Source organism: Virgibacillus phasianinus (assembly GCF_002216775.1).
In the GTDB taxonomy this organism is placed as follows: Bacteria; Bacillota; Bacilli; order Bacillales; family Amphibacillaceae; genus Virgibacillus_F; species Virgibacillus_F phasianinus.
In genome coordinates, this window is sequence record NZ_CP022315.1 from 2,411,636 (window position 1) to 2,423,960 (window position 12,325).

General features: G+C 39.6%; 8 protein-coding genes. 7 read left to right on the forward strand and 1 reads right to left on the reverse strand.

Annotated features, from left to right (window positions below; genetic code table 11):
• Positions 1 to 690 precede the first annotated feature (690 nt).
• From ftsE to CFK37_RS11540, 5 genes are all read left to right on the forward strand, one after another.
• Positions 691 to 1,377 carry a cell division ATP-binding protein FtsE gene (gene ftsE, locus CFK37_RS11520; RefSeq protein WP_089061986.1) on the forward strand — a complete coding sequence of 229 codons (687 nt, stop codon included), beginning with the start codon at positions 691 to 693 and terminating at the stop codon, positions 1,375 to 1,377.
• Positions 1,367 to 2,260, forward strand: coding sequence for a permease-like cell division protein FtsX (gene ftsX / locus CFK37_RS11525; protein ID WP_089061987.1), 894 nt, complete (start codon positions 1,367 to 1,369; stop codon positions 2,258 to 2,260). Before ftsE ends, ftsX begins: the two co-directional genes overlap by 11 nt.
• A 95-nt stretch (positions 2,261 to 2,355) precedes the next feature.
• Entirely contained in the window at positions 2,356 to 3,738 is a 1,383-nt protein-coding gene (locus tag CFK37_RS11530) for a murein hydrolase activator EnvC family protein (protein ID WP_089061988.1), read from the forward strand.
• 248 nt (positions 3,739 to 3,986) lie between these two features.
• Complete coding sequence (locus tag CFK37_RS11535) at positions 3,987 to 5,444, forward strand: S41 family peptidase (RefSeq protein ID WP_089061989.1); 1,458 nt, start codon at positions 3,987 to 3,989, stop codon at positions 5,442 to 5,444.
• Between the two features lie 135 nt (positions 5,445 to 5,579).
• On the forward strand, positions 5,580 to 6,776 hold the full coding sequence (locus CFK37_RS11540; RefSeq protein ID WP_089061990.1) for a PDZ domain-containing protein: 1,197 nt from the start codon (positions 5,580 to 5,582) through the stop codon (positions 6,774 to 6,776).
• Between the two features lie 239 nt (positions 6,777 to 7,015).
• On the opposite strand, the gene CFK37_RS20545 is transcribed toward CFK37_RS11540, so the two are convergent.
• Entirely contained in the window at positions 7,016 to 7,141 is a 126-nt protein-coding gene (locus CFK37_RS20545) for a hypothetical protein (protein ID WP_281251593.1), read from the reverse strand.
• Between the two features lie 284 nt (positions 7,142 to 7,425).
• Here CFK37_RS20545 and uvrB point away from each other — a divergent pair, with 284 nt between their 5' ends.
• Both uvrB and uvrA read left to right on the forward strand, forming a co-directional pair.
• A complete protein-coding gene (gene uvrB, locus CFK37_RS11545; protein ID WP_089061991.1) occupies positions 7,426 to 9,408 on the forward strand; it encodes an excinuclease ABC subunit UvrB in 1,983 nt (660 codons plus the stop codon).
• A gap of 7 nt (positions 9,409 to 9,415) precedes the next feature.
• Positions 9,416 to 12,292: an excinuclease ABC subunit UvrA gene (uvrA, locus tag CFK37_RS11550; RefSeq protein ID WP_089061992.1), complete on the forward strand. Its 2,877-nt coding sequence runs from the start codon at positions 9,416 to 9,418 to the stop codon at positions 12,290 to 12,292.
• Positions 12,293 to 12,325 lie beyond the last annotated feature (33 nt).

A 12,325-nucleotide genomic window follows, 5' to 3' on the forward strand; every position in this document is an offset into this window, starting at 1 on the left:
AATGCGTTTTTCGCTGCGGACCGTTGCTTGCCGCGGGCGCGGCTTAAGCCTCCTTGCCACAAGGGCACTGAAAAAGTGGTGGATTTAATAAGTTTAACTTTCCACATTTACTTAGCATCTTGAATATACGGAGACTCCTTGAAAAAGAAAAGCACTTTTTCTTCGTGCGATGCTTATTCAGGGAAGCTTTCCTTGTCCTGCGGGAAGTGAGAGATCGACGAGACCCCGGAGGACGGCAGTTAATGAAGCCCGACTAAAACCGCCCTTTGCGGGCAACGTCGGCTACCCCTTGCCGGGGCAAGGAGACTCGACACTCGCCCGCGGAAAGCGCAGTGGTTTTCCGCAGCGGTGGACTAACACTCATATAAAGTTACATCGCAGTTTATGAATTTTGTGTCAAAAACAACGATTTATAGAAAACAGCCAATTAAAAAGATGGCAAATGGGAGTATTCCTATTTGTCATCTTTTTTGCGCTTAATAAAGATATTACAAAGAGGTAAAAGCTGCGGACCATTTGAAACACAAATGTAATATTAATACCCCTAAAATTTATGTCGAAAGATGTTATACTAGATAAGAATTATGCGGAAAAAAGAAATGTCAGACTATAAGGATGTTGTGTCTAGAAGAAACTTACCTAGAAAATTTCAGCCATGAACAACAACAAAAATAAAAAGGTGATACATATATGATTAAAATGAAGGATGTATATAAAACATATTCCAATGGGGTAACTGCCCTAAATGGGATAAGTACGGATATTGAACAAGGAGAATTTGTTTATATCGTCGGCCCAAGTGGTGCAGGGAAATCGACATTTGTTAAGTTAATGTACCGTGAAGTTAAACCAACTACGGGAACAATAATGATTAATGATAGAGATATGAGTTCGCTTAAAGAAAGGAAAGTTCCATATCTGCGTCGGGAAATAGGAGTTATTTTTCAGGACTTTAAATTGCTGCCCAAACTATCAGTCTATGAAAATATAGCATTTGCGTTGGAAGTAATCGAAGAGTCACCTAGAAATATTAAAAAACGCGTGATGGATGTGCTGGAACTCGTCGGCCTGAAAAACAAAGCCCGGTTTATCCCAGATGAGCTGTCAGGTGGCGAACAACAGCGGGTATCAATTGCACGTGCGATTGTAAACCATCCTAAAATTGTGATTGCCGATGAACCAACTGGTAATCTTGACCCGGAAACATCATGGGGGATTATGCGCGTATTTGAAGAAATCAATTCTCGAGGAACGACAATTATTATGGCAACACATAGTAAGGAAATAGTGAACACGATCAAGAAACGGGTTATTGCAGTTGAAGACGGTTTGATTGTTCGTGATGAACATCGAGGTGAATACGGATATGAAATTTAGAACAGCTAAACGGCATCTCCGTGAAGGTGTAAAGAATATTTTCAGAAACGGCTGGATGACTGTGGCTTCAGTAGGCGCCGTTACGACAACACTCATTCTGGTAGCGGCATTTCTGGCATTGGTTTTTAACTTAAACCAAATGGCCGCTGAAATAGAAGATGATGTTGAAATCAATGTATTAATTGACCGCACTGCTGATGAAGCCCAGATTAAAACATTGGGTGAAAAGATATCAGTGATTGATGAAGTTGATACTGTTGAATTTTCTTCTAAAGACGAACAGTTGAAGAAACTCATTGACAGCATGGGAGAGCAGGGTAAGTCTTGGCAGCTCTTTAAACAGGACAACCCACTCAACCATGTATATATCGTAACAGCTAAGACACCCACTGACACAATGGGTATTGCTAACCAAATAAAGGATTTTAATTCTGTTAAGGAAGTTAACTACGGTAAAGATGTTGTACAACGCTTATTTGAATTTAACAAATATGCAAGAACGATTGGTTTAGTATTAATCGCCGGACTAGTCTTCACCGCTATATTCCTCATTTCAAACACAATTAAACTAACTATTATGGCTCGAAGCCGGGAAATTGGAATTATGAAGCTTGTTGGGGCAACCAATGGTTTTATCAGATGGCCGTTTTTTGTGGAAGGAATGTTATTAGGTGTGTTAGGGTCGATTATTCCAATCGGCGTTATTCTTGGAGGTTATTACTATTTAGACACCAAAATTAGTGATCGAATTGATTTTAGTTTCGTTGAGATATTACCGTTTAATCCTTTCGCATGGCAGCTGTCACTGATTGTTCTGGCAATAGGTGCTCTGATTGGTATTTGGGGAAGTGTTATGAGCGTTCGTAAATTCCTGAAAGTATAAGGCAATGATGGGGATCGTTTATTTTTTTGGCGATCATCCATCCCCTTTTAGCAGCATGAACAAAACTAAATAAGGAAAAGGAGACGTAAAATATTATGAACAAATGGATTTCTAATGCTTCACTTGCGACACTAGTTTTAACTGGTATTTTAGTAGGAAGTCAATCTGTTTCAGCATCATCCATTGATGATGCGAAGAGTAAACTGAACGAAATAGAATCAAAACAGGATAATTTAAATGAAAAACAGAATGAAGTGAAAAACAAAAAAGAAGAAACGACTGGACAGATTGATAAGAACCTTTCAAAGCAGGATAAGGTAACAAATGAAATAAAAGATATCGATCAGAAACTAGCAGATACGAAATCTACTATTCAATCAAAAGAAAAAGAAATCTTCGAAACCAACAAACAGATTGATCAGCTTAAGGCTGATATAAAAGAACTAAAAGAACGTATTAAAAAGCGGGATAAGCTTTTAAAAGAACGCCTTCGAACTATTCAGCAAAATGGTGGAAGTATGCGCTACATAGAAGTTATTCTTGGTTCACAAAATTTTGGAGACTTTGTCAGCCGTTCAACAGCAGTAAACACAATTATGGACCAGGATAAAGATATTATGGAAACACATATGGCAGAGAAAAGGGAAGTTGAACGAAAGAAACAGGAAGTTGTCCAACAGAAACAGGAATTAGAAAAACAAAAGCAGGAACTAGTATCACTTAAAAACAAGCTCGATGATCAAATGGCTAAAAAAGAAGAGCTGATGTCACAATTGGAAGCTGAACATGCTGATTTAGCAGAAAATAAGGCAAGCCTAGAAGACCAAGAGGCAAGTCTTATGGATCAGGAAGCAGAATTACAGGATGAAAAGAAAGAGGCCGAGGACGAAATAGCCAGATTACAACAAATAGCATTAGAAAAAGCTAGAAAAGAAAAAGCGGCGAGGGAAGCAAAGGAGCAGGCTGCCCGTGAAGAAGCTGCCAAGGCAAAAGCACAGGAAACAAAAGACCAAGGAGCGGAGGCAGAGTCGGAATCTGCCGACCTTCAACAGTTGTCAAAGTCATCAAATTCCGGATTTATTTGGCCAGCAGCCGGTAATCATTTATCAAATTATGGGATGCGCTACCATCCGATATATCATACTTCCAGATTACATGCAGGTGTTGATATCGCCGCACCAATAGGAACTCCAATTTATGCTTCAATTTCTGGTTATGCAATGCCAGTGCATTATGCTAGTACATTTGGTAATCATGTAATTGTTGCGGGAACAATTAATGGAACAGACTACACTACTTTATATGCGCATATGTCGAGCATTGCAATCGGCAGTGGTAAATATGTTGAACAAGGTGAATTAATTGGTTACGTAGGTACTACAGGGTTGTCTACGGGTCCACATTTACATTTTGAGGTACATGTTGGTCAATATCGGGGAAATGAAAGCTCTGTGGATCCAGCTCAATTTTTAAATTAGATTGCATGTATTTGCAATTGTTTGGCATAGACTATAATATAAAAAGGCATCGCACATTACGGTGTGATGCCTTTTTAATTTTAGAAAGTTTATCGTAAAGGAATAGAAATCTAGGATTTCGCCATTAGTTCCGCAACAGGCAAAAAACTTTTTAACGATTTTCATGGATGAATAGATATGAATATCCCGAATGTGTTTTTTTGTATATTTTACACGATTAAAAAATGTTTAGGAACAGGGGTGAAGCAATGAATTTAAAGAAGCAGCACATTATTTTAGTTTTGATTGGTGCATTGATACTTGGATTTGGTGGGGCATATTTTGGCGTCCAATTAGCGCAATCTGATCAACCTCAGAGTATAAACGATCTTACTGCAAACGAACCTGGCGGAAGCAACGATATATCCACTGAAACTCCTAAGAATATGACCAAAGTTGTCCAAGCCTATAATTTAATTGAACAAAATTACTTGAAGGATGTGAAGGGACAGCAACTAATAGAGGGTGCTATTCAGGGTATGTTGGACACGCTTGAAGACCCGTATAGTACATATATGGACGTCGAAACGATGAAGAATTTTAATGAAACAATTGAATCTTCATTTGAAGGAATAGGCGCAGAAGTGAGTATGGTTGATGATACAGTTACTATCATTGCACCAATCAAGGATTCACCTGCGGAAAAGTCCGGTCTGCGGCCCAAAGATCAAATTCTTAGTGTAGATAATAAGAGTGTTAAAGGACTCGATCTATATGAAGCGGTTGAAAAAATCCGGGGTGAAAAAGGTTCTGAGGTAGTTTTAGAAATCAAGCGGCCGGGAGTATCGGAGCCGTTTGATGTGACAATTACCCGGGATGATATACCGATTGAGACTGTTTATTCTAAGATGAAGACAATTGATGGCAATAAAACCGGTATTATTGAGATTACCACTTTTTCTGAAAACACAGCAAAAGATTTTAAAGAACAGCTTGCCAAACTCGAAGAAAAGGGCATGGAAGGTCTTGTTATAGATGTCCGTGGTAATCCTGGTGGACTGCTAAGTGCCGTTGAAGAAATATTAAGGGAGTTTATTCCAAAAGATATGCCAATGGTCCAGATTGAGGACGGGAATGGTAAAAAAACACCAACATATTCCGACCTAGAGGAGAAAAAGCCTTATCCGATAAATGTGTTGGTAAATGAAGGAAGTGCTTCTGCTTCGGAAATTTTGGCGATTGCAATGAAGGAAACTGGCTATGATGTGGTAGGTACAAAAAGCTTTGGTAAGGGTACCGTACAGAAGGCAATTCCATTCGGTGACGGCAGTACAATTAAATTGACTTTCTTTAAATGGCTTTCCCCCGAAGGAAATTGGATACATGAGAAGGGAATCAAACCAACGATTAAGGTCAAACAACCAGATTACTTCTATACAAATCCGATACAGGTAAAAGAACCATTAACGTACAATCATACTGGAGAAAAAATCAAAAACGTTCAAACGATGCTTCGCGGATTAGGGTATAATCCTGGTCGAAACGATGGTTATTTTAATAAAGAAACGGAAGCGGCTGTAAAAAGATTTCAAGCAGATAACGACTTAAAAGTGACTGGAAGCATCGATGAAGAAACTGCTGGATTAATCGAAAGCAAAATTGTTGAAAAAATTCGCAGTGGTGAGGATGACCAGCAGCTTGGAAAAGCATTAAACAGTTTATATTAATTCGAAATTCGCGGGGAAACCCGCGAGTTTTTTGTTTTTCCTGCATGCAATATGAGCTATAATAGATGCAACTACATAGAGGAAAAATGATAGATATCGAATGAATGACATGCAGTTATATGGAAGGTGATTAGGATGCTTGAGGTATGGGCAATGGAATTTGCTAAAGGAATCGGTAAGTTATTTTTAAATCCATTAACATATTGGACCTTTATTTTTATCATATTTGCAGGGATACGAAGAATAAAGCGGGAACGAATTAACTTCGGAATAAAAATAGCTGATGTTTTTTCAGAATGGAAAAGCACCTGGACCGTATCCATATTTGTGGGTATTTTGGTGTCAGGGATTTGTATCGGTGCTGGCGTTGTATTCTCGTATGAAACCATTGCGCTTCTTTGTGCAGTAACCATTCTGCTAAGTTTATCCATGCGTTTCACCTTTCTTTCCCCAAGCTACACCATTGGTGGAACGTTAATACTGCTGCTATTTATGCCAATTATCATTAACAATCAAACATACTTTGACCATCAACTTTTCGAAGACATTAACTTTGCAGGGATTGCCTTACTTGCGGGTCTGTTTTTACTAGTGGAAGCAATCCTTACATACAGGATTAAGCAGGGTGAAACGTATCCAAATTTAACAGTTGGTTCAAGGGGAAAATGGGTTGGGTTCCATCATCTCAAAAAGCTGAGTTTCATCCCATTTTTTACATTGGTTCCGACTGGCCTGATTGCACCTTTTGCTGCATACTGGCCGTCCATTTCGGTAGACGGGGAAACATATGGTGTATTATTAGTTCCATTTATTATTGGTTTCGATCATTCGGTGAAAAATGTACTTCCTGAGGTTGCTGCAAAAAGCCTTGGCAGAAAAATGGGTCTGCTTGGGATGATCGTATTGCTGATCGCAATAGGTAGCATATTCTATTGGAGTTTATCAATTGCAGCTGTGGTAATTGCCATACTGGGTAGGGAATTTGTCAGCTACAGGCATCGCTCGAAAGATGGAGCTAAACAATCCTTTTTCAGCCAGAGTACACGTGGGTTGACCGTTATCGCGATTGTTCCACATACACCCGCTGAACGATTGGGAATTCAGATTGGCGAGAAAATAAGTAAAGTTAATGGGCGGACAGTGCAGAACGTTGATCAATTTTATCAGTTCCTCCAAATAAGCGGAGCATTTGCAAAACTGGAAGTATTGGACCGTGCGTGGGAACCCAGACTCTTACAAACGGCAATCTATCAGGATGATCATCATGAACTAGGTTTGGTGTTTGTTAAAGATCGGTATCAAATCAACGAAAAAAATCAGCAAACGAGTTAATAAAAAAGACCGAGAAGTGTTTTAACAAAAGAAAAATCCGAAATAACCGAAAAATGTTGCATATAACCGCTCTGGAAATATACTTCGCTTTCGCGGGGGCTACACATATTTCCGGAGCTAATAAAGGTCGTTGTTCGTCATTTTAGGGGAGGAATTGGTTTAGTCCCAGCCACTTTTCTGCACAAACCTATTATATTACTTATAACTTAAATTCCTTATGTGTATGAATTCCCTCTTTTTTACCATTTTCCAGACCACAAATTGAACCTCATTGGCTTGTCACCATCTGTTTTTTCCGTTACGTCCAGTGCTGCTTCAATCGGTTTGACAATATCCCCTTCTGTTCCTTTTGTGGATCCCATCATTACTTTTCCCACAAGCCCTGAGAATAATGATAATTATTACAAGAAATAAGAGTTTCTTCATAGTAAATAATCCTTCCCTGGTTCGCTTTCTGTCATGTTCAATTAAAGGGAGAAACTAATAGTGAAAAAATAGAATCCTTTGTGAACGATTCTATAAGGAGTAATATGGGTATTATGGATAATAAAATAGCGAAACAGAAAAACGAATATTTGTTCGCGTTTATGTTAAAATAGTTAAACAAGTATGGTAAACTAGAAATAGATTTAGAACGGAGGCTTGCCTTGTGAAAAATAAGTTTGATCTTGTGTCCCAGTATAAACCAAGCGGGGACCAGCCAAAAGCTATTGAGGAATTAGTTAAACGAGTAAAAGCGGGACAGCATCATCAGACATTGCTTGGAGCAACAGGGACTGGTAAGACATTTACCGTTTCAAACGTTGTGACTGAAATAAATAGACCGACATTAGTTATTGCGCATAATAAAACGCTGGCAGGTCAGCTGTACAGCGAGTTTAAGGAATTCTTTCCGAATAATGCTGTGGAATACTTTGTCAGCTTTTACGATTACTATCAACCAGAGGCATATGTACCGTCTAGTGATACATTTATCGAGAAGGATGCAAGTATCAATGATGAAATAGATAAATTGCGGCACTCGGCTACTTCAGCCCTTTTTGAGCGAAATGATGTGCTTGTCGTTGCCAGTGTTTCTTGTATTTACGGGCTAGGTTCTCCAGAAGAATACGGAAGTCACGTGCTTTCCATTCGAATGGGCATGGAAAAAGACCGGGATCAGTTGCTGCGTGAACTTGTTGATATTCAGTATGCACGTAACGATATTAATTTCCAGCGTGGAACATTCCGGGTCCGTGGGGATTCTGTTGAAATAATTCCTGCTTCCAGGGAAGAGCACTGTATCCGAATCGAATTCTTTGGTGATGAGATTGACAGGATACGTGAGGTGGATGCATTAACAGGTGAAATTATTGGTGACAGGGAGCATATTGCCATCTATCCAGCTTCTCACTTTGTTACACGGGAAGAAAAATTGAAGCTGGCGATTAAAAATATCGAAACAGAATTAGAAGAGCGCTTAAAGGTACTAAGATCGGAGAATAAACTTTTAGAGGCGCAACGGATTGAACAACGAACCAATTATGATATCGAAATGATGAATGAAATGGGCTATTGTTCGGGTATAGAGAACTATTCAAGGCATTTAACTCTCCGGGAGGAGGGCGCTACACCGTATACTTTGTTTGATTACTTCCCAGATGACTTTTTGGTTGTGATTGATGAATCACATGTTACGCTTCCGCAAATCAGAGGTATGTACAACGGAGACCAGGCGCGAAAGCAGGTATTGGTGGATCATGGATTCAGACTGCCATCAGCACTCGATAACCGGCCGCTCAAGTTTGATGAATTTGAGGCAAAATCAAATCAACTTATATATGTATCTGCTACCCCAGGGCCATATGAATTGGAACATACACCTGAAATGACAGAACAAATTATTCGGCCAACAGGCTTACTTGATCCAAAAATTGATGTACGGCCAATTGAAGGCCAAATTGATAATTTAATAGGAGAAATAAATAAGCGCGCTGATCGTAATGAGCGTGTATTAGTAACCACGCTAACGAAGAAAATGTCTGAAGATCTTACTGATTATTTAAAAGAGCTTGGTATTAAAGTTGCCTATTTACATTCTGAAATTAAAACATTGGAACGAATTGAAGTTATTCGTGATTTACGTGTTGGCAAGTATGATGTACTAGTAGGGATTAACCTGCTCCGGGAGGGTCTTGATATTCCGGAAGTGTCTCTGGTTGCTATCCTTGATGCCGATAAGGAAGGATTTTTACGTTCAGATCGGTCTCTTGTTCAAACCATGGGGCGCGCAGCACGTAACGAAAATGGTGAGGTTGTCATGTACGCAGACAAAATCACTAAATCCATGCAGTTCGCAATAAATGAAACAATGAGGCGACGTGAGAAACAGATTGCATACAATAATGAACATGACATTATACCGATGACAATTAAGAAAGACGTGCGTGATGTAATTCGAGCGACTGTTGCAGCTGAAGATCAAGCAGATTACGATGATAAATCGGAAAGCTTTGCTAAACTAACCAAGAAAGAAAAAGATAAAGCAATCAAGAATATGGAAAAAGAAATGAAGGAAGCTGCCAAAGCACTTGATTTTGAAAAGGCAGCAGAATTACGTGATGTTTTACTTGAATTAAAAGCGGAAGGATGACAGGTACATGCCTAGTAAATCTATTGAAATAAAAGGTGCCAGAGCAAATAATCTAAAAAACATCGATATAAAAATTCCCAAAAATAAACTAGTCGTTGTGACCGGATTATCAGGCTCAGGTAAATCGTCCCTGGCATTCGATACCATTTATGCAGAAGGGCAACGAAGATATGTAGAATCGTTATCAGCATATGCACGACAGTTTTTAGGGCAAACGGATAAACCGGATGTAGACTCGATTGAGGGTCTATCACCAGCTATATCCATTGATCAAAAAACGACGAGTAAGAATCCAAGGTCAACTGTAGGTACTGTTACAGAGATTTACGATTATTTACGTCTGCTGTTTGCCAGGGTAGGGCGGCCAACTTGTCCAAGACATGGAATAGAAATCAGTTCGCAAACTGTACAGCAGATGGTTGATCGTATTTTGGAATTTCCAGAAAGAACAAAAATGCAAATTCTTGCACCGGTTGTTTCTGGACGCAAGGGTGAACATGTTAAAACATTTGAGCGTTTAAAACAGGAAGGCTACGTACGCATCCGTGTGGATAATGAAATGCGTGAAGTTACCGAGGAAATTAAACTTGAGAAAAATAAAAAACATTCAATTGAAGTAGTTGTCGATCGAATCGTTGTCAAAGAAGGAATAACGACAAGAATGAGTGATTCTATCGAAACAGCTTTAGCGCTAGGGGAAGGAAACCTTATCGTCGATGTCATCGGGGAGGAGGAGCTTAAGTTTAGTGAAAATCATGCTTGTCCTATTTGCGGATTTTCGATCAGTGAACTAGAACCGAGACTTTTCTCATTTAATAGCCCGTTCGGTGCATGCCCTACATGTGATGGATTAGGAACCAATTTGGAGGTTGACCTGGATTTGGTCATTCCAGATTGGAGCAAGACGTTGAAGCAACATGCAATTGCTGCATGGGAGCCAATCAGTTCACAATACTATCCAGAACTATTAAAAAGTGTGTGTAAACATTATGGAATCAACATGAGCACACCCGTTAAGGATTTACCAAAGGATCAGTTGGATCGAATTTTATATGGCAGTGGTAAGGAGAAAATTCATTTCCACTATGTAAATGATTTCGGTGCAGTACGTGATAATCATGTAGAATTTGAGGGTGTACTTAAAAATATTGAACGCAGGTACCGGGATACATCTTCAGACTTTATCCGGGAGACGCTGGAGAAATATATGGCACAAAAGCATTGTCCAACATGTGATGGCTATCGGTTAAAAGAAGAAGCACTCGCTGTACTAATCGATAACAAGCATATTAGTATGGTAACGGATTACTCGATAACCGAGGCAATGGAATTTTTTTCTAATCTTGATTTAACAGAGAAGGAAAAGAAAATTGCCCACATGATATTAAAGGAAATATGCAACCGGCTTGATTTCCTGAATAATGTGGGACTTGATTATCTAACCCTATCCCGGGCTGCTGGAACATTGTCCGGTGGTGAGGCACAGCGTATTCGGCTGGCAACCCAAATAGGCTCAGCCTTAACCGGTGTATTATATGTGCTTGATGAGCCTTCGATTGGGTTACATCAACGGGATAATGACCGATTGATTCAAACATTGAAGCGAATGCGGGATTTGGATAATACATTAATTGTTGTCGAGCATGATGAAGATACGATGCTGGCGGCCGACTATTTAATTGACATTGGACCTGGCGCTGGTGAACATGGTGGAGAGATTGTTGCAAGTGGTACACCTGAAAAAGTTATGAAAGATAAATATTCCCTGACGGGTAATTATTTATCAGGTGAAAAGTATATTTCTTTACCAGCTAAGCGGCGTAAACCAAAGAAAAAGGCTATTGAGGTTGTTGGTGCCACAGAAAATAACTTGAAAGATGTTTCTGCGAAAATACCACTCGGATTAATGACTGTTGTTACTGGTGTTTCGGGTTCCGGCAAAAGTACTTTAGTCAATGAAATTTTATATAAAGGACTTGCCAAGTCACTCTATCGTGGAAAACGTAAACCAGGTAAACACAAAAGAATCAATGGAATTAAAAATATTGAAAAGGTAATTGATATTGACCAATCGCCTATTGGGCGAACACCGCGCTCGAATCCGGCAACATATACTGGGGTATTCGATGATATTCGTGATGTTTTTGCTCAAACAAACGAGGCAAAAGTCAGAGGCTATAAGAAAGGACGTTTCAGCTTTAATGTTAAAGGTGGCCGCTGTGAGGCATGCCGGGGCGATGGGATCATTAAAATTGAAATGCACTTTCTGCCCGATGTGTATGTGCCGTGCGAGGTTTGCCACGGCAAACGATATAATAGGGAAACACTTGAAATAAAATATAAAGGCAAAAGTATAGCAGAAGTTTTAGAAATGACGATAGAAGAAGCTGTTGACTTTTTTGCTAATATCCCTAAAATCAGCCGCAAGCTGCAAACAATCTATGATGTTGGGTTAGGATATATTAAACTTGGACAGCCTGCAACAACCCTGTCAGGCGGGGAGGCACAGCGGGTAAAACTTGCAAGTGAGCTGCACCGGCGCTCAACAGGAAAATCCTTCTATATCCTGGATGAACCAACAACGGGTTTGCATGCGGATGATATAAAACGATTATTGGCTGTTCTGCAACGATTGGTGGATAACGGGGATACTGTATTAATTATTGAACATAATTTAGATGTAATTAAAACAGCTGACCATATTATTGATCTAGGACCTGAGGGTGGTGACCGTGGGGGACAAATTATCGCAACGGGAAGCCCAGAACAAATTGCTGAAGAGACAGCGTCCTATACCGGTCGTTATCTAAAGCCAATACTTGAGCGTGATCGAAACAGAATGGAACATGACTTGGCGGCAAAAGAAAAAATTGGATCAAATTAGTATTCTAATAGCAGACCAGGGGTCTGCTATTTT

What these genes read in the sequence shown, in the direction of transcription:
- uvrA (WP_089061992.1), top strand. Translation starts at nt 9,416, where the DNA reads ATGCCTAGTAAATCTATTGAAATAAAAGGTGCCAGAGCAAATAATCTA.
- CFK37_RS20545 (WP_281251593.1), bottom strand. Translation starts at nt 7,141, where the DNA reads ATGATGGGATCCACAAAAGGAACAGAAGGGGATATTGTCAAACCGATT.
- CFK37_RS11530 (WP_089061988.1), top strand. Translation starts at nt 2,356, where the DNA reads ATGAACAAATGGATTTCTAATGCTTCACTTGCGACACTAGTTTTAACT.
- ftsX (WP_089061987.1), top strand. Translation starts at nt 1,367, where the DNA reads ATGAAATTTAGAACAGCTAAACGGCATCTCCGTGAAGGTGTAAAGAAT.
- ftsE (WP_089061986.1), top strand. Translation starts at nt 691, where the DNA reads ATGATTAAAATGAAGGATGTATATAAAACATATTCCAATGGGGTAACT.
- CFK37_RS11540 (WP_089061990.1), top strand. Translation starts at nt 5,580, where the DNA reads ATGCTTGAGGTATGGGCAATGGAATTTGCTAAAGGAATCGGTAAGTTA.
- CFK37_RS11535 (WP_089061989.1), top strand. Translation starts at nt 3,987, where the DNA reads ATGAATTTAAAGAAGCAGCACATTATTTTAGTTTTGATTGGTGCATTG.